Source organism: Brevundimonas sanguinis (assembly GCF_029636725.1).
GTDB lineage: Bacteria > Pseudomonadota > Alphaproteobacteria > Caulobacterales > Caulobacteraceae > Brevundimonas > Brevundimonas sanguinis.
On the sequence record NZ_CP116770.1, the window covers coordinates 2,302,168 to 2,320,113 of the forward strand.

Annotated in this window: 11 protein-coding genes and 3 pseudogenes; 8 read left to right on the forward strand and 6 right to left on the reverse strand. The window is 65.8% G+C overall.

Going from position 1 to position 17,946, the window contains the following annotated elements:
• Positions 1-3: 3 nt before the first annotated feature.
• The gene (locus tag PIB44_RS11450) at positions 4-531 is read right to left on the reverse strand and encodes an alpha-ketoglutarate-dependent dioxygenase AlkB (protein WP_376787713.1); all 528 of its coding nucleotides are present in this window, start codon (positions 529-531) and stop codon (positions 4-6) included.
• Here PIB44_RS11450 and PIB44_RS11455 point away from each other — a divergent pair.
• Positions 519-1,734, forward strand: a pseudogene (locus PIB44_RS11455) (IS3 family transposase). The gene PIB44_RS11450 and the pseudogene PIB44_RS11455 sit on opposite strands and share 13 nt — an antisense overlap.
• Before the next feature lie 549 nt (positions 1,735-2,283).
• Here the strand turns inward: PIB44_RS11455 and PIB44_RS11460 are convergent.
• Positions 2,284-2,994 carry a GntR family transcriptional regulator gene (locus PIB44_RS11460; RefSeq protein WP_278069471.1) on the reverse strand — a complete coding sequence of 237 codons (711 nt, stop codon included), beginning with the start codon at positions 2,992-2,994 and terminating at the stop codon, positions 2,284-2,286.
• Between the two features lie 302 nt (positions 2,995-3,296).
• Between PIB44_RS11460 and PIB44_RS11465 the strand changes: the two genes are divergently transcribed.
• Complete coding sequence (locus PIB44_RS11465) at positions 3,297-5,618, forward strand: S9 family peptidase (protein ID WP_278069472.1); 2,322 nt, start codon at positions 3,297-3,299, stop codon at positions 5,616-5,618.
• 126 nt (positions 5,619-5,744) lie between these two features.
• Here the strand turns inward: PIB44_RS11465 and PIB44_RS11470 are convergent, their stop codons facing one another.
• Together PIB44_RS11470 and PIB44_RS11475 are read right to left on the reverse strand one after the other, a co-directional pair.
• Positions 5,745-8,639 carry a TonB-dependent receptor plug domain-containing protein gene (locus PIB44_RS11470; protein ID WP_278069473.1) on the reverse strand — a complete coding sequence of 965 codons (2,895 nt, stop codon included), beginning with the start codon at positions 8,637-8,639 and terminating at the stop codon, positions 5,745-5,747.
• 268 nt (positions 8,640-8,907) lie between these two features.
• Complete coding sequence (locus PIB44_RS11475; protein WP_313391233.1) at positions 8,908-9,150, reverse strand: hypothetical protein; 243 nt, start codon at positions 9,148-9,150, stop codon at positions 8,908-8,910.
• A 108-nt stretch (positions 9,151-9,258) separates the two neighbouring features.
• On the opposite strand from PIB44_RS11475, the pseudogene PIB44_RS11480 reads away from it, so the two are divergent.
• Positions 9,259-9,396 (forward strand): annotated as a pseudogene (locus PIB44_RS11480) (integrase core domain-containing protein); the annotation flags it as partial.
• 26 nt (positions 9,397-9,422) lie between these two features.
• On the opposite strand, the pseudogene PIB44_RS11485 reads toward PIB44_RS11480, so the two are convergent.
• A pseudogene (locus PIB44_RS11485) lies at positions 9,423-9,648 on the reverse strand (IS110 family transposase); the annotation flags it as partial.
• A gap of 374 nt (positions 9,649-10,022) precedes the next feature.
• On the opposite strand from PIB44_RS11485, the gene PIB44_RS11490 reads away from it, so the two are divergent.
• On the forward strand, positions 10,023-10,973 hold the full coding sequence (locus PIB44_RS11490; protein WP_278069474.1) for a winged helix-turn-helix transcriptional regulator: 951 nt from the start codon (positions 10,023-10,025) through the stop codon (positions 10,971-10,973).
• A 57-nt stretch (positions 10,974-11,030) separates the two neighbouring features.
• On the opposite strand, the gene PIB44_RS11495 is transcribed toward PIB44_RS11490, so the two are convergent.
• Entirely contained in the window at positions 11,031-13,232 is a 2,202-nt protein-coding gene (locus tag PIB44_RS11495) for a TonB-dependent receptor (protein ID WP_278069475.1), read from the reverse strand.
• A 122-nt stretch (positions 13,233-13,354) separates the two neighbouring features.
• Between PIB44_RS11495 and PIB44_RS11500 the strand changes: the two genes are divergently transcribed.
• The 4 genes from PIB44_RS11500 (at position 13,355) to PIB44_RS11515 (ending at position 17,945) form a co-directional block, all read left to right on the forward strand.
• Positions 13,355-14,347: a DUF1295 domain-containing protein gene (locus tag PIB44_RS11500; protein ID WP_278069476.1), complete on the forward strand. Its 993-nt coding sequence runs from the start codon at positions 13,355-13,357 to the stop codon at positions 14,345-14,347.
• Positions 14,344-15,237: an SDR family NAD(P)-dependent oxidoreductase gene (locus PIB44_RS11505; RefSeq protein WP_278069477.1), complete on the forward strand. Its 894-nt coding sequence runs from the start codon at positions 14,344-14,346 to the stop codon at positions 15,235-15,237. Before PIB44_RS11500 ends, PIB44_RS11505 begins: the two co-directional genes overlap by 4 nt.
• A gap of 97 nt (positions 15,238-15,334) precedes the next feature.
• Positions 15,335-16,795, forward strand: coding sequence for a carotenoid oxygenase family protein (locus tag PIB44_RS11510; protein ID WP_278069478.1), 1,461 nt, complete (start codon positions 15,335-15,337; stop codon positions 16,793-16,795).
• A gap of 4 nt (positions 16,796-16,799) precedes the next feature.
• A complete protein-coding gene (locus tag PIB44_RS11515) occupies positions 16,800-17,945 on the forward strand; it encodes an acetyl-CoA C-acyltransferase (protein WP_278069479.1) in 1,146 nt (381 codons plus the stop codon).
• Position 17,946 lies beyond the last annotated feature (1 nt).

The window sequence follows — 17,946 nt, forward strand, 5'->3', positions numbered from 1 at the left end:
CGGTCAGGCCAGGGTCCTGAAGGTGATGGAATAACGCAGCGCCGTCATCGGCGAGATCGAATGCTCCCAGTCTCTTCGCGCCTCTTCTGACAGCCGATAGGCTGATCCAGGCGCCAGCGGCGCCGCTGACCGACGCCATCCCGTCCGGTCTTTCCGGCGCAGGCGCATGACGCAGGGCGCGAGAAAGGAGACGCCGAGGATCTCCGCGTAGACAGGCCTGTCGCGGTGCCAGCCGATCCCGGCGCCGGGGGCGTATTCATTGACCAGCGCCTGGACGAAGGCTGTTTCATCAAGGTCGAGCTGTCTGGTCAGACGGCTCAAAAGCGCCTTCAGGAAATCCGGCCAGGGATCGGCCGCTTCCAGCCTGCCCCGCTCCAGATCGTAGCGCCGTCCGAACGCGGCGATCCGCCGGAAGCCCTGATAGCCCATGTGCTCATAAGGGCTGGAGTCCAGCTGACGTGACCCCCTGAAACTCCTCCAGGAATAGCTAGAGTCCGCCCTAACGAAGGACGGACAGAATGAAGCGATCAAGGTTCACGGAAGAGCAGATCATCGGGATCCTGCGGGAGCAGGAAGCCGGAGTGACGACGGCGGAGGTGTGTAGGTGTTATGGGGTCAGCTCGGCGACCTTTTACAAATGGAAGGCCAAGTTCGGTGGGCTCGACGTGTCGGAGGCTCGGCGGCTGAAGGCGCTTGAAGACGAGAACGCCCGGCTCAAGCGAATGTTGGCGGACGCGATGCTGGACAACGTGGCCCTGAAGGACCTGCTGGGAAAAAAGTGGTGACGCCCGCCGGCTGGCGCGAGGCGGCTGGTCATCTGCAAGCCGCCTACGAGATGAGCGAAAGGCGGGCGTGCCGTGTTCTGGGCGTCGATCGGACGAGCGTGCGCTATCAGGCGACGCGCCCGGACGACGGCGCCCTGCGCGACCGGCTGAGGGCCCTCGCCCAGGAGCGTCGCCGGTTTCGGCTACCGCCGCCTGCACGTCCTGCTGCGGCGCGAGGGCCATGCGGTCAACAAGAAGCGGGTTCAGCGGATCTATCGTGAGGAACGGCTGACGGTGCGCCGGCGCGGCGGGCGGAAGCGAGCAATGGGCACGCGGCGACCGCTGGACCTGCCGCTGGTGGCCAACCAGCGCTGGTCGCTGGACTTGGCTGCTACGCGCCGCCCTCCGGGTCGTCGCCGACCAGATGACGGACGGGCGGCGCTTCCGCATCCTGACGGTGATCGACAACTGCACCCGAGAATGTCTGGCGCTGGTGGCTGATACCTCGCTGTCGGGCGCGCGAGTAGTGCGGGAGTTGGACGCCGTCATCCGGCAGCGGGGCCGACCGGACACCATCGTCAGCGACAACGGCACGGAATACACCTCGAACGCCATCCTGGCGTGGGCCGACGACACCGGCGTCGGCTGGCATTACATCGCGCCAGGCAAGCCCCAGCAGAACGGCTTCAATGAGAGCTTCAACGGGCGCCTGCGTGACGAGCTGCTGAACGAGACGCTGTTTCGATCCCTGCCGCATGCCCGCGCGGTGCTGGAGGCCTGGCGGCGTGACTACAATGAGCGGAGACCGCACTCGAAGCTCGGCTGGCTGACGCCGCAGGCCTACGCGCAAACCCTTGCTGGAAACGCCGGGCGGCCTGCTGCGCTGGTTGACGGCTGCGCAGGCCGCCCTATTGCCAACCCAACCAATCTCTACCCAGATCAACCTTGGACTCTCGTTATGGCTGGGTGAGAAACGGGGGTCACGTCAACGGGATAGGGAAACGTCAGCTTCGTCAAATGGCGCGACAGCAAGGCGTTTGACCGGGGATCAAGCCCGCGCTCGAACGCCTGCTCGCCTCCGGGGTCAGCGGGGATGAAGATCACACCTGATGCTTCGAGGCGCATTTGCACTTTGTCCAAAGGACGCGACTGATATCCCGTCCTCCGGACTCAACGTTGGATTGTTGAGAAGCGACGTCCGCCGCCCTTAGCGAGTTCTCGCACTCCCAAACCCGCAGTCGTCCGGTCCAGCTTGACTTGAAGAGACGTGATGGCGCCGGCATTGTCTGACAAGCTTGGCCTTTTAAACCTTCATCTTCCCCGCGGTGAGGAGCGCCGTCCGTTCCCCTTCAACCCCGGCTTGCGCCCTACGGGCTGCGGCTGGCGCCGCAAGCGTTGACCCGGTGGGCCGCAACCGCTGAGGGCTCGGCGCGTCGATGGATCGATCCGCTTTGCGAGAAAGCGACGGCAGGCGTTTTCCGAGGCGGAGGTCGCGAGTATGCGCGGCGTTCAACAGCGATCAGCATAGCGAGACTGAACAGATAGGTTGGCGCTCCAGCTGCTCCGCCGTTCCGGCGGCGCTCGCGAACTCGTCGCGCAGGTCGCGCAGGGTGTGCTCCAGATGGGCTTCCACGAGACGGCTGACAGTCTCGGCGTCGCGGGCCAGCCAGGCCTGAAGGATGTGGTGGTGCTCGGCTTCGGCCGTCACGTGACGATCGCCATGTTCCAGATGCTTGCGCACATAGCGGTCGGCCATAACGTGCAGACGCGCTGTGATCTCAGCCGTCAGCACCAGGCCGCCGGGCTGAGTCAGCGCCATATGGAAGGCGCGATTTAATCGTCCGACGCTCGGCAGATGAGCGGCCGCTGCGGCGTCCAATTCGGCCAGCACGCGCCGGGCCGCCCCGCGCTGCTGCTCGTCGGCAGCGAGACAGGCCTGGGCCGCCGCCTCCGGCTCGAGCTTGAGGCGCAGTTTGAAAATCTCCTCGGCCTCGGTCGCGCTCATGCCTCGCACGAAGAAGCCCCGGTTGGCTTGCGACACCACCAGCCCGTCCTGCTCCAGGCGCACCAGCGCTTCTCGCAGGGGAATCTTGGAAACGTTCAGGCCCGCCGCCAACGCATCCTGCCGGATCGGGACGTCCGGCGCGATCGCGCCGGACAGTATCATGTCTCGGACCACCTCCATCAGGCGGTCGGACAGGGTGCGGATTTCAAGCGGAGATACGGCCATGCAGTTGATTGAGTCGAAAAGCCGGGCCGGTCGCCCGTCCCAGCCTACCGCGCGCGGAACGCAATTACGACGCGCAAGTCGTCGGCCGATCTCGAACGCGCTCTGAGGCCTTTGTCGGAGCCCGCGATGTCGAGGCCCGTTACGACCTCGGCCTTCGGGACATCACGGCACAACCTCTCAGGCTGGCTTCCAAACAAGCTCACGCCAGAGTCAGCCGCCGGCCGATCGTAGCGCTTGACGGCGTCGGACATCAGCCTCACAAATACTAAAATCGAATACTATATCCGATATAGGGGGAACTGATGAAGCGCCTACCCGCCCTGGCCGTACTGCTGATGAGCAGCGCGGCGCCCTTGGCCATCGGTCCGGCCTTCGCAACACCGGCCCTGGCCGGCGTCGAAGCCGCCGCGCCCGTCGCCATGTCGCCCGCCGTTTACGCTCGCGCCGAGGCGGTATTGCCGCAGCACGTCGACGAGCTGATCTACAATCTCAGCATCCGGCCGCAATGGATCGGCGAGGGCGCCGAGTTTTGGTTCGAACGGCGGACGCCGGCGGGCCGCGATTATGTGCTGGTCGACCCGACTTCGGGCCGGACCCGCCCCCTGTTCGATCATGAGGCCATGACGGCGGCGCTGGCCGCCGCCTCGGGCAAGCCTCTGGCGCGCAAGGATCTGCGGCTCAGGGGACTGAAGCTCGACGACAAGACCCGCGAGCTGACGTTCGCCTACGACGGCCGCAACTGGCGCTTCGATCCCGCGACCGGCGCGGTCCACGCGGCGGTGGAGGCGGCCAAGGGCGTGGTTTCGCCGGACGGCCGCTGGCGCGCCGAAGTGAAGGACGGAGACCTGGTCGTCGTCTCGACGGCCGACGGCGCCGAGCGGCGATTGACCCAGGACGGCGAGGCTTCGCCCTACGCCACGCCGTTGATCAACCTGAAGGAGATGGCCGCCCAGGGCACGTCGCAGCCGACTACGGCCCCCGCGATCCGTTGGTCGCCGGATTCCCGCTACATCGCCACCTATCGCATCAATCGCGACGGCGCCCGACGGCTCTCGCTCGTCCAGTCGACGCCAAAGGATGGCGGCCCCCCGCGGGTTCTGGACTATATCTATCCCCTGACCGGCGACGCCGATGTCCCGACCGCCGAGGGCGTCTTCTTCGAAGTCGAGAGCGGGCGGCGCATACCCATGGCAACCCCGGCCCGGCCGGTCCTCTACTACGGCGGTCCCTGGTACGAATGGAGCGCCGACAGCAGCGCGGTGTTTGAACGCGTCGCGACGCGGGGCTACGGCGCCCTGCAGCTGAACCGCATCGAGGCGGCGACCGGCGAGGCCCGGCTGCTGACCGAGGACAAGTCCGACACCTATGTCGACTTCTACGGCCATTTCTGGTCCTACGACGACAAGACCAACACCCACTTCTGGACCGCAGACCCTGACGGCTACGCCCATCTCTACGCCGTCGACGCCGTGACGGGCGCGCGGCGTCAGCTGACCTCGGGCGATTGGCGCGCGCGCACCGTGGCGGGTCAGGACCGCAAGGCGAAGCGCGTTCTGATCGTCGGCTCGGGCCGCGAGGCGGGGCGAGATCCTTACCTGCGTCACCTCTATTCGGCGCCCACGACCGGCGGGCAGCTGCGCCTGCTGACGCCTGAGGCCATGGATCATGACGTCTCGGTTTCTCCCGATGGACGCTTCTTCGTCGACAACATGTCGACCATCGACCAGCCGACCCGCTCGGTCCTGCGTCGTTCCAGCGACGGCCGGATCCTCATGGAGCTGGGGCGCGCGGACATCAGCGCCTATCTGGCGGCGGGCTATCGACTGCCCGAGCCGTTCCAGACTGTGGCCGCCGACGGCGTCACTCCCATCTACGGCGCCCTGTTCAAGCCCGCCGATTTCGACCCGGCCAAGCGATATCCGATCATCGAAGACGTCTACACCGGACCACACCATGTGATGACACCCAAGTCTTTCGAGGCGGCAATGACCGGGCGCAACGCCAACTCCATCGCTCAACTGGGGGTCATCGCCGTGACCATCGACGGTCGCGGCACCTGGGGACGTTCACGCGCTTTCCAACAGGTCGCCTACAAAAACCTGCATGGCGTCGGGCTGGACGACCACATCGCCGGAATCCGCGATATCGCCTCCCGCAACCCCTGGATGGACCCCGAGCGCGTCGGCATCTACGGCTTCTCGGCCGGGGGCTATGACGTGGTGAGGGCCATGACCCGCCGCCCCGAGTTCTACAAGGTCGGCGTCACCGCCTCGGGCAATCACGACAACCGGCTCGATAAGGCGACCTGGAACGAACAATGGATGGGCAGCGAACTGGGCCCGCTCTACGACGAAAACTCCAACATCGTGTGGGCGCCCAAGCTGGAGGGCCGCCTGCTGGTCGCCCACGGCGAACTGGATGAGAACGTGCCGCCGCTCGCCTCGCTGCGCCTGGTGGACGCCTTGATCAAGGCCAACAAGGACTTCGACTTCTTGATGGTGCCAAACGCCGATCACTTCTTGGACGACGTCCCTTATTATCAACGTCGTCGCTGGGACTTTTTCGTGCGCGAACTGCTGCACCAGGCTCCCCCTTCGGCCTACCAGATGCGCCCCTTCGACTGAGGAACTTGCGATTGGGGAATAGAAAAAGGCGGGTCGAACGACCCGCCTTTTTTATCTGCGACCTTTATCGGGCGTGGAAAAAGGGGCGGTTGAAAACCGCCCCTTCTCCGGCGCCTGGGGTTGCGCCTACTGTCCGCCGAAACGCCATTTGGCGCCGAGGAAGAAGAAGCGACCGATCAGGTCGTCCATCCCCAGGTTGCCGCGTGCGGTTGAGGGGTGATCACGCGGCCCTTCGTTGAACAGATTGCGGATGCCGGCAGTAAACCGGACGTCCATCGGCGTGTCGACCGCGATCGAGAGGTCATGATACCAAACCGACGGGATATTGTAGTAGCTGCCGATATCTTCGGCCGGGTTCGGCAGCCGGTTGTTCGTCACCGTTTCATCCACGAACCGACTGGACCAGTTCACCTGGATAGGCCCGCGATAATAGCCGGCGTTCAACATGCCGCGCCACTGAGGATTGGCCGCCTCGCCGGCATAGTCGAAGGCGGTCTCCTCGCCGGTCGCCACATCTCGATCAATGAAGATGTTGTGCTTCAGATAGGAGGCCACCCCCTGCAGGCTGATCCGACCGAAGTCGCCATCGCGTCCCAAAAGATCCGACACCTCGGCGTGATAGGTGGCCTCGAAATCGACCCCCTCCACCTCGAAGGAGGCGACGTTGATGTAACTGTCGCGCACCTCATAGAGATTGCCGTCCGGCCGGCGGGTCAGCATGCCGCAGAACTGATTGTCCAGGGATGGCAGGTCAACGCAGTTGTCGACCGTTTGCTGCGCCCCAATACGGGATATGCCGCCGTCCAGCTTGATCTTGTAGTAGTCGGTCGAGAAGGCAAACCCCGGCAGGAAGCGCGGACGCACTACCGCGCCGACCGTCATGGTGTCCGCTTCCTCGACGCCCAGATCCGGATTGCCCGTGCTGAAGACCAGGGTGGTCATGCGGCGCGTGTTCGGATCCCAGTTGACCGGATCGAAGCCCAGAGCCAGACAGTTCTTGCGTCGATTTTCGGTGCCGCTGTCAAGCAGGTTGGGGTCGCAAGGATCGCTCAGACCCGAAGCGCCTCGGCTGCCGGGATTGAACATCTCGCCCAGAGACGGCGCGCGCACGGCGGTCGCCTTGGTCAGACGGAAACGGATGTCCGGAATCGGCGCCCATGACCCAGCCAGTTTCCAAGAATCGACGCTGCCGGCGCGCTCATAGTCCGAAACGCGGTAGGCGCCTTCGATCTCCAACGAGTGCACGAACGGCTGGTCGCGGACCAGCGGCACCAGAACTTCAGCGAAAGCTTCGCGGACGTCATTGCTTTCCTTGACCGGCGAGAATTGGCTGGCGAAGAAGCCCAGCGCGTGCTCCCAGACGTAGGACGGGCGGAAGTCGATCTCATCCTTGCGATATTCGGCGCCCGCCGACACCTTCACCGCTCCGGCCGGCAGCTGGAACAGATCGCCCGCGATCAGCCCTTGAATCAGGGTCTGGCTGGTGTCCGTGGTGGAGGAGTGATCGGCGCGGATATAGTCGACCGCTTCGGGCGAGATCGTGCCCTGACCGAAGATGTTGACAGGCACGCAGCCCCGCGCACGCGCATCCGCGCTGCGACAGACCGCAGCGCCGGTGGCGGGATCGCGAACGGCGTCCAGGGCCTCGAACCAGCGCTCGTCGATACGGTCGTTCAGATTGCGATTGATCGCCTGGGACTTGCCGTATTCGAAAACGGTCGACCACTTCCAGCTCTCGCCGAACTCGCCTTCCAGCCCCGCGGCGATGCTGTAATATTTGCGGTTCATGTCGGTGCCGCGCATGCCGAACTCGTCATGCGAGCGGGCGAACTGCATAGAATCCTCGCCCGCAGCGACCAAACCGTTCCGCACCGCCGTCGGCATGAAGGGATTGTCGATCGAGACCGCGCCGCTCCAGGAGTCGAACACGGCGCTGATGCGGTCACGGGCGGTGATGTCGGCGAAGACGGCTTCGGTGAAGACCTTCAGCTGGTCGTTCAGCCGATAGTCGGCCTTGGCGTAGAGGTTGGTGCGCTCCAGAGGCGCAATCAGGGTGTCGGCGTCCTGAGTTCCGCCCTCGTCCGTAGAATAGGAGCCGTCGATCACCCCGCGCTCTCCGGCTCTCAGCGGGCGGAAGGTCTGGGTGGCGGAATCAAAGATGACGTCCGTCCAGGCGCCGTTTTGACCGAACGGCAGATAGCCCGTCGGCGTGCCTAGGGCGAAATAGGCGTAACGCAGGTCGCGCATCGGGATCCGCGCCGGGATGCCGTCGTCGCTCGTTTTGTTGGCCGGGTTCGATACGAAGCGGTAGGCCGTGCCGAGGCCTCGGTCGCCTCGCGTCAGACCGCCGCTTTCGGTGCGGCTGACATGCAGAACCGCATTGCCCCGATCATAGTTGACCCCGGCGGTCAGGCCGTAGGTCAAGGTGTCGTAATCGCCCCCTTCGTCCGATCCATACTGGACGTTGGCTTCAAGGCCGTCGAAATCATCCTTGAGGATCAGATTGACCACGCCCGCCACGGCGTCAGCGCCGTACACGGCCGAGGTGCCGCCGGTCTGGACCTCCACCCGCTTCACCAGGGCGGCCGGAATATTGCTCAGATCGAACGCCAGGAAGTTGGAGTCGTCGGGCGTGCCGGCCCTGCGACGGCCGTTCACCATCGTCAGCGTGCGGCGGACGCCCAGGTTGCGCAGATTAACCTGGTTCAGACCGATGTTGCCGAAACTATAGCTGGTGTTGGCGTTCGACAGGCCGGTGGCTACCTGCGGCATCTCATTGAGGATGTCGGCGATGTTGGTGATGCCCTTGGCCTCGATCGTTTCGGCGGTCATGGCCATGGTCGGCGTCGGCGCGTCCAATCCGCTGCGTTGCAGACGCGAACCGGTCACCACGACCTCATCGACCAGCGACGCCTCGCCCTCGGGCGCCGTCGTCGTCTGAGCGTGGACCGCGAACGGCGCAGCCAGCGCCCCCAAGCTCACCCCTGCGGTCAGAAGACCCTTACGCAGCCCCCGCTGCATCCCTCCTTGTCCCCTCAGCCTCATGATCGTTCCCTCCATTGGCCTGTAGTGAGGGATATACCGTATACAATATACCAGAAGTGTCCATACTGTTGGTTCGGCCGGTTTGGGTGCCCGGAAGCACGACGAATTCTCATTACAGTCAGATACTTGAGCGTGAGCATTGCTGAGCGCCGTTTCAAGCTGGACTTTGGGCCGGCGCGTTCAGCCACCGCAGACGCCCGCAACCCGTTCGCGCTTGCGGTCAGGCCTCAGAGCTTTCGCCGGATCACGCCTTCAGCATCTCCCGCTCGAGCGAGAGGTCGACGACCAAATCCCGGAGCCGGCCGTCCTCGCTATCGAGTTGCTTCAGCCGCTTCATTTCCGTCGGCAGCACACCGTCGTACTTCTTCTTCCAGTTGGTCGCCGGACCGATCCTTGCGCGGCGACTAATCTCCGCCGCCGGCACGCAGTCAGCGCCCTGCTTGAGTGTTGAACGCCTTTTGGGCGCCCGAGAAGCCGATGCCTTCATGGCTTCCGCTCCTTCCAAGGAAATCTCAGCGGAACAGTTTAACGTCCGGCGTTTCAACTTCGCGGAGCAGATCAGTCATATCTACACCCTTATCCCCCAAGCGTCGGCCAGGCAAAGGCCGCCATCGGATCCTGGATCACCTTCTACAACCATCGAAGACCTCACAGTGCCCATGGCGGCCAACCGCCTGCCGTGGTCTACTTCAACAGAACCAAAACCGATCAGCAGGCGCAGGCGGTAGCTTAAATATCCCCGAAAACTGTTCAAAGCATCGGGGAGTAGCTCACGTCGTGGTCCAGGCCAATCAGTTCGCGCGCCCAGTTATGCGCCGTTCCGCAAGCTTCGATCCCGACCAGACAGGGGACAGCTTTTCGAAGAACTCAGCAGCCGCGCTCGCGTCAGCTTCTGTCGAATGACGACGCGGCCCTCAGCATCGACGCCGTGCACCTGAAACACCGACTTCGCGACGTCCAAACCAATCGTGGCTACCTGTTCCATGGCTCTACTCCAGCCCTGCCGGAGGCCTAACGCCGCCGGTGGGTTGGAGAGCCGTCCACAGCATCAGGAGCAGACATGGAGATCGAGCGGGCAATCAGACGTTCTCTTTCATTCCCGGAGAGGCATAGATGCGCCGTAGCTTGGATCAGCCGACATACATTGGACATTGATAATTTCAGGCACAGCCCAGCTCAATCTACATCAGCGAGGTTCTTCTGTCCCTTGATCAGATGACGCGCACCCCATGCTCCCGTCTCGTACTGTTGCGCCCACTGTTTGACGGCAATGTGAGGGATGGATAGGTCTGCCAACACCAGCGGGACGGGTCGCATCCGCGACACGGCGACAAAGGCCTATGGGGGCCAGGTAGAGATTTGACTGAACCCGACATCCGATCCCTGATCATGGGCAATCCCGTGGCGCGAGCCTTCGCCATCACCGGCGACGCCTGGACCCAGTTGATCATGCGCGAGGCCTTCTACGGCGTGCGACGCTTCGGCGTGTGGCGCGAACGCCTGGGGACGCCGCGCAGCGTGCTGACCGACCGACTGCAGAAGCTGGTCGCGGCCGGCCTGCTGAGCCAGGAGCAGGTCGCGCCCGGCACGCGGACGGAATATCGCCTGACCGAGATGGGCCTCGATATGTTCGGCGTCGCCGTGGTGCAGGGCCAGTGGGAGAAGGTCTGGGCCCAGTCCCCGCTTCAGGAACGCTACGCCATCGCCTTTTTCGACCGCGAGACCGGTCGTCGGCTGAAGCCCGCCGTCCTTACGCGCGCGCACGGCGTCGAGGTGAAACCCGACAAGGTCGACTGGAAGCCGGGTCCGGGCCTCATCATCATCCCTCCCCCGACTTCGCGCCGACGACGCTCGGCGCCGATCGAGACGGATCGTCCGATCATCGACCGCTCGACCGAGATCATGGGCGACTACTGGAGCTGGGCCGTCCTGTCGGCGGCCTATTTCCGCCTGCGCCGCTTTGACGAGATCCATGCCGCCCTGGGCGTGGCGACCAATATCCTCGCCGACCGACTGAACCGTCTGGTGCTGCAAGGCGTGCTGGAAAAGCGTCCCTATCAGACCGCGCCCGTGCGTTTCGAATACCGGCTAACCGAGGCGGGCCTGGCCCTCTACCCCATCGTCCTGGCCATGCACGGCTGGAGCCAGAGATGGCTAGTCGAACCCGGCGAGGCTCCGTTGACCCTGGTGGACCGCGCCAGCGGCGAGGCGATCACACCCGTGGTCTGCGATCTGGACAGCGGCGAGCCGCTGGACCCACGTCGCGTCCGATGGGAGCTCGAGGCTGCGGCCGGGACGGCGAGCCCATAAGAAATCGCCCGCCGGCGCGAGGCCGGACGGGCAATAGTTGGAGGACAGGAAGGACCGTCAGAAGGTCTTGCTGACCGCCACGCCGAAGGAGCGCGGGGCGCCGAAGACGCTGAAGCCGATGTTGGCGTTCTTGATGATGTGCTGCTGATATTCCTCGTCGCCGAGGTTCTTGCCGTAAACCGAGACCTTCAGGCCGCTCGGCGCTTCCCACGAGGCGAAGGCGCTGATCAGGCCGTAGGACGGCACCAGCACCTCAGGCGCGTTCGACGGATCGAAGTAGAAGTCATCCGTCCACTGATAGTCCGCCCGCGCCGACAGCGTGCCGCCAAAGGCGTCCCACTGACCGTCGGCGTAGAGGGTGAACTGGCTTTCCGGCGAGCGAGGCAGACGGTTGCCCTTGTAAGGCAGGGCCAGGGCGCCCGACACGGCGTTGGACGTGTATTTGGCGTCCAGCTGGGTGTAGGAGCCGCCGATGGTGATGTTATGGTTCACCGCCAGCGCCGTCTCGACCTCGAAGCCCCGCACCTCGGCCTCGGCGTTAGACGTGACCAGGGTCAGGCCCAGCAGCTCATAGACCTGCAGGTCAGTGTAATCGAGCATGAAGGCCGCTGCGTTGAAGCGCAGTCGCCCGCCCGCCAGCGTCGTCTTGGCGCCGATCTCGTAGTTGTCTAGCAGTTCGGAACGCAGTGGCTTGGTCGCCTGGGCGCCGGTCTGGGCGGCGCTGGGGAAGGCGCCGGCCTTGTAGCCGCGATCATAGCTGACGTAGAACCGCATGTTGTCGATCGGCTCGACCGCCAGCGCCAGCTTCCACGTCGGTTCCTCAAAGGTGGCGTCGGCCTTGACGTTATAAGGCGAACCGGTCGGCCCCAGCGGAATGCCGGGAGGGGCGTTGGCGCCGTTCTCATTGTCCAGGGCGACCTGATGCACTTCGCGCTCGTCATGCGTCCAGCGCGCGCCGGCGGTTAGCTCCCAGATGTCGGCGAAAGGGATCGTGGCCTGGCCGAACACGGCGTAGCTGGAGTTGGTGGCCTCCTGATTGAAGGTCGTGTCGCCGCCCAGCGACGGCGGTGCGATTGGCAGGGCAGTCTGCACCACGAACCGCTCGGACCGCTCGACCTCTTCGCGGAACATATAGACGCCAGCGACCCAGTCGATCGAAGAGCCGGACTTGGAGGTCAGACGGAATTCCTGGCTGATCTGCTTGGCCGCCTCGCTGGCGCGGTCATCGACCGACAGGGGGAAGCCCGGGAACGGCAGTCCGCCCAGGTTGTCGCGCCAGCTGTAGTCGTTGTCGCGATAGGAGGTCAGGGAGATGACGTCGAAGTTCTCGGCGCCCGACCACTGGGCGCGCCCGGTCAGGCCCCAGTTTTCCCGCTTCTGATAATTGTCGGCCGAAGAGAAGCTCTGCCGCACGTCCAGACCGGCGCGCAGGCTGTTCACCAGGGTCACGAAGGGCGCGGGCGTGGACGAGGCCAGAACGGGAATGCGGGCGTGGCCCTGCATGTCGTCCTTGGAGTAGTCGACGCCGCCCAGGAAGCTCCAGTCGCCGGCGTTGTGCAGCACTTGGGCGCGCAGACCGAACTGTTCGCCGCCCTCCAGGCCCCGGCCGGTCGGCACGTTCTCGGCGTAGCCGTCGTTCTGGTTCCAGCGCAGGGCCAGACGACCGGCGGTGTCCTCGCCCAGCTGGCGGTTCAGGATGGCCTCGACGCCGCGCTCTTCGAAGCTACCGAGACGGCCGGTGATCTGGGCCGAGTTCTCGAAACGCGGCTTCTTGGTATAGACGTTCAGCGCTCCGCCCGAGGCGTTGCGGCCGTAGAGGGTGCCCTGCGGCCCGCGCAGGATCTCGACCCGCTCGACATCGAGGAAAGCCAGTGAGCTGGCGCCCGCGCGGCCGATGGAGACTTCGTCGATCGACACGCCGATGGAGGGGTCGCTGGCGGCGGAATCGCTGGTGGTGCCGACGCCGCGAATGAAGATCTGCGGCTCGCCGATGTTGAACTGGGTCAGGGTCACGCCCGGCGCCTTGCCCGCCACGTCCTGAATGCCCGTCGCCGCCGTGCGCTCCAGCGTCTCGGCGTTGAAGGCGGTGACGGCGATCGGCACGTCCTGAAGGCTTTGTTCGCGACGCTGGGCCGTGACGACGACGTCGCCGAGCGTCACGGCGCCCTCGGTCGGCGTGGTCTGGGCCATGGCGGGTGCGGCCATCCCCGTGGCCAGCAGCAGCGTCGCGACCGATGCGCTGAATGCGGTCTTCCTCATGTTTCGCTCCCTCGACCGCGCCCCGGCTCCGTTGATCAGATGCTCCAGCGGTCAAGCCGAAGCTTGCGCTAACGAACCTTGTTTGCAAGTCTTTTTACGCAAGTCATGAAAGGAGCCGTCGCATGAGACTGGATGGATGGATGCTGGCCGCCTCGGCCTGGGTCGCGCTCGTGGCGATCTGGCTCTTCTTCATGCCCTCGAAAACGCGCGGAAAAGCATGGCATTACGTCATGATGGCCGCGCCTCTGGCGGCCTTCGCCGCCGCCTTCGCCGCGCCGCCGTCCCTGTTGCGTGAAACATTGTTCATCTGGCTGGCTAGCGGCGGCGGGGTCCTGGCCGTGGTCGCCCTGGGCTGGCTGGCGGGGACGGTGAAACGCAATCACGGGCTAATGGACGTGGCCTATCCGCTGGCCCCGGCGGCGGCGGCGGGGACGGGTTTCGCCCTGTCCGGCCTACCGCTGGATCTGTTCAGCGGCCTGTTCCTGCTCAGCCTCGGCGTCTGGTCGATCCGCCTGGCGGTCCAGACCTGGGGCCACAACATCCACGCCCAGCGCCAGCCCTACGCCCATTGGCGCAAGAGCCATGGCCCCAACTGGCTGTGGTGGAGCGGCTTCCAGGTCCACCTGCTGCAAGGCGTGACCGTCTGGCTGTGGTGCGCGCCCTTCGCCTTCATCCTGACGGCGCCGACGCCGCGTCCGACCGCGCTGCTGGCCCTGGGCGTAATCGTCTGGCTGGCCGGATTCCTGTTGCAGAGCACGGCGGATCGCCAGCTGGCGGCCTTCAAGCGCGCGCCCGCCAACCGCGGCGGCCTGCTGGATACCGGCGCCTGGGCCTTTGTCCGCCACCCCAATTATCTGGGCGAGAGCGTCATGTGGGCGGGCTGGTTCGTGCTGGCCCTGGCGCATCCATGGGGGTGGGTCACGATCTTCGCCCCCCTCTATACCGGCTGGTTCATGGGCTACGCATCCGCAGCGCCGTTCAAAGAGCAGCACATGGCGCGCACCCGGCCTGAGGCCTGGGCCGCCTACTGCGCCCGCACCCCCCGCTTCCTGCCTTGGCCCCGGCCGAAGGCCGCCGGCAATTCTGCCCCCAAGACCGAAGGCGCAGACGCATGAGCGCGCTTCAGGATCAGGTCGTCATCGTCACCGGGGCCGGGCGCGGTCTAGGCCGGGCCTATGCACTGGACCTGGCGCGGCGCGGGGCCGGCGTGGTGGTCAACACCCGCTCTCGCCCGGCCGATGCGCCCGGCTCGGCCGAGGCGGTCGTAGCCGAGATTCGCGCCCTGGGCGGTCGCGCCGTCGCCGCACCGCTTGCTGTCGAGGAGGCCGATTCCGGCGAGCGGCTGCTGGCCGCCGCTCTGGACGCCTTCGGTCGCGTCGACGGCTTGCTTAACAATGCGGGCGCGCCCGAGGCCCGGACCCTGCACAATCAGACCACCGACGCCTTTCGGCAGGTGTTCGAGGTGAACTTCTTCGGCGCCCTGACCCCCACCCTGCCCGTCTATCGCCATCTGCGCGCCCAGGGCTCGGGCCGCATCCTGATGTCGACCTCGGCGGCGGGTCTGCACGGGGTCCACGGCATGGCCGCCTATTCTTCGTCCAAGGCGGCGCTGATCGGCCTGATGCGGGTCATCGCGTTAGAAGGCGGGTCACACGGCGTGGCCTGCAACGCCATCGCCCCCTACGCCGCCACCGGCATGACCGCCGACTATCTGGACGCCGTCAGCGCCGCCCGCATGGCGCCGGAGCGGGTCGCCCCGGTCGCCAGTTGGCTGATGGCGCCGGACTGTCCGCTGAACGGCGAGACCCTGGTGGCGGGGGCCGGGCGCGTGCGGCTCGCCGCGCGAATCGAGGGGCCCGGCCTGGCCTTCGCCGGCGATTTCGCCCCCGACGACCTGGCCGCCCACGCCGCCGCCCTGTTGGATCTGCACGGCTGGCAGACCTTCACCGACGGCAACGCCGCCTTTGACCAACTGATGGCCGCGACGCTGTCGCCGACGCCGTGAAAGTAACTTGCGTTAAGCGACCGAACCGCTCATGGTCGCAGCAGACAAGGTAGAGCGAGGCGCGACCTCGCTCACGAACAGGGAAGGAATAGCCGTCATGGCCGACGACGCCCGCCGGATCGAAACCGGACCGCTCAGCCCTTTGAACACGCTGAACCCCTATCTTCAGGGGGCCTATGAACCCGTGGCGAAGGAGACGACGGCGCTGAACCTGGAGGTGATCGGCGAGATCCCGAAAGACCTCTACGGCTGCTTCTATCGCAACGGCCCGAACCCGGCTCAGGCGCCCGCGGGGATGCACCACTGGTTCGACGGCGACGGCATGCTGCACGCCATCTATTTCGAGAACGGCAAGGCCGAGTACCGCAATCGCTACGTCCGCTCGGCGGACCATGTGGCGGACCTGAACGGCGGGTGCGGCGCGGGCGGGGTCATGCTGCCTTCGACACGGGCCAATCCCGCCTCGCCGCGCGGCGACAAGGTTTACAAGGACACAGCCAATACCGACGTGGTCCTGCACAACGGCTCCCTGATGGCCCTGTGGTACATCTCGGGTCATCCGGTCCGGGTGGATGCGCGCACGCTGGAAACGGTCGGAATCGAGACCTTCGGCGGCAAGCTACCGCGCCACGTCTCGGCCCACTCCAAGGTCGATCCTCGAACTGGCGAGTTCGTCTTCTTCGACTATTCCCTCTACGAGCCGTGGATGACCTACGGCACGGTCAGCGCCAATAACGAGCTGACCCATTTCGAGCGCGTCGAGTTGCCGGGGCCGCGTCTGCCGCACGACATGGGCCTGACCGAGAACTACGTCATCCTGCACGACCTGCCGGTGGTCTTCACCGACGCCGGCCTGCGCAAGAGCCAGTGGAACATCCACTTCGCCGACCAGCCCGCCCGATTCGGCGTGGCGCCACGCCGAGGCCGCGGCGACCAGATCCGCTGGTTCGAGACGGATAGCTGCTACATCTACCACGTCGTCAACAGCTGGGAGGACGGCGACGAGGTGGTCATGACCGCCTGCATGATGACGCCCAACGGCTATCCCCCGAACCCGGCCTACGGCCCCTATGCGGCCATGGTGAATGTGCTGGCGCTGAACGCCGTGCCCGTCGAATGGCGGATGAACATGCGCACCGGCGAGGTGAAGAAGCGCCAGTTGGACGACCGCATTGGCGAGTTCCCGGTCGTCAACCTCGACCATTACGCCCAGCCGACCCAGTGGTCCTATCACGTGGCCATGTCGAAGACGGAGCTTCAGCGCTTCAAGGGCCTGATCAAGTACGACCTGACCACGGGCGCCGCGCGAACCTATGATTACGAGCCGCAGATGTTCGGCTCCGAACCGGCCTTCGCCCCGCGCATCGACGCACGGGCCGAGGACGACGGCTATGTCATTGCCTTCGTCACCGATGAAAACACCGGCCGGTCCGAGGTGCAGGTGATCGACGCCCAGAACTTCGAGGCTGGACCGCTGGCGCGCGTCCTGCTGCCCGTTCGTGTGCCCGCCGGCTTCCACGGCACCTGGGCGCGCGGCGACCAGATGACAAAGGGTTGATCCGTTGAGCGCCTATATCCACGACGCCGTCCGCACCCCGCGCGGCAAGGCCCGCCCCGACGGCGGGCTGGCCGCCTTGAAGCCGCACGAACTGGTCACGGGCCTGATCGACGCCATGGAGGCGCGCGGCCATGCGCCCCGCGCCGCCGAGGCCCTGATCCTGGGCTGCGTCGGCCAGGTCGGCGCCCAGGGGGCCAATGTCGCCCTGGTCAGCAAGATGCACGCGGGTCTGGACGACGCCGCCTTCGCCTTCGCCCTGAACAACTACTGCGTATCGGGCCTGACCGCCGTGGGTCAGGCAGCGGCCCTGGTTCAGACGGGCGCCGTGGGTTCGGCTCTGGCCGGCGGGGTCGAGATGATGTCGCGTGTCCCCTTCATGGGCGACAAGGCTGACTACTATGAGGACGCCAGCTTCCCGCCGCGCACCCGCTACCTCCCCGTCGCCGTCGCCGCCGACCGTCTGGCCGAGGACATCGGCGTCACGCGCGCCGAGATGGACGCCGCCGCCCTCACCTCGCAGCAGCGCACCGCCTTCGCCGAGAGCACGCCCCTGACCGCTTCACGCATTCCCCTGAACGGCCTGTCGCACGAGGAAGCCGCGCGCCCGAAGACCAGCAGCGAGAGTCTGGCGTCGTTGCCACCCGCCTTCGCCGCCCTAGCCGCGCCTTACGGCGAGGCATTGGAGGGAAGGGTCATTGACCACCGCCATACCGTGTCGCACGCCCCGCCGATGAGCGACGGGGCCGGGCTGGCACTGATTTCCAGCCAGGCCAAAGGCGCCCGCGCCCGCATCATCGCTTGGACCGAGGCCGGGGGCGATCCCGCCGCCTCCCTGACCGCCGGCTTCACGGCGATGGACCGGGTGCTGGACCAGGCCGGGCTGACCCTGGCCGACATGGACAGGATCGAGTTCATGGAGGCGTTCGCCGTCACCATCGCCAAGTTCACGCGGGAACACCCGACGCTGAGCGACAAGGTCAATGTCGGCGGCGGCCATCTGGCCAAGGGGCACCCGATGGGCGCCACCGGCGCTATCCTGCTGTCGTCCCTGCTCGATGCGCTGGACGCCTGCGAAGGCCGTTACGGTCTGGTCGTCGCCGCGGGCGCGCAAGGCGTCGGCTCGGCCATGATCGTCGAACGGATGGGCTGAG

Coding starts and splice junctions, on each gene's coding strand:
- PIB44_RS11500 (WP_278069476.1), top strand. CDS start 13,355: ATGAGACTGGATGGATGGATGCTGGCCGCCTCGGCCTGGGTCGCGCTC.
- PIB44_RS11495 (WP_278069475.1), bottom strand. CDS start 13,232: ATGAGGAAGACCGCATTCAGCGCATCGGTCGCGACGCTGCTGCTGGCC.
- PIB44_RS11470 (WP_278069473.1), bottom strand. CDS start 8,639: ATGCAGCGGGGGCTGCGTAAGGGTCTTCTGACCGCAGGGGTGAGCTTG.
- PIB44_RS11505 (WP_278069477.1), top strand. CDS start 14,344: ATGAGCGCGCTTCAGGATCAGGTCGTCATCGTCACCGGGGCCGGGCGC.
- PIB44_RS11510 (WP_278069478.1), top strand. CDS start 15,335: ATGGCCGACGACGCCCGCCGGATCGAAACCGGACCGCTCAGCCCTTTG.
- PIB44_RS11465 (WP_278069472.1), top strand. CDS start 3,297: ATGAAGCGCCTACCCGCCCTGGCCGTACTGCTGATGAGCAGCGCGGCG.
- PIB44_RS11475 (WP_313391233.1), bottom strand. CDS start 9,150: ATGAAGGCATCGGCTTCTCGGGCGCCCAAAAGGCGTTCAACACTCAAG.
- PIB44_RS11460 (WP_278069471.1), bottom strand. CDS start 2,994: ATGGCCGTATCTCCGCTTGAAATCCGCACCCTGTCCGACCGCCTGATG.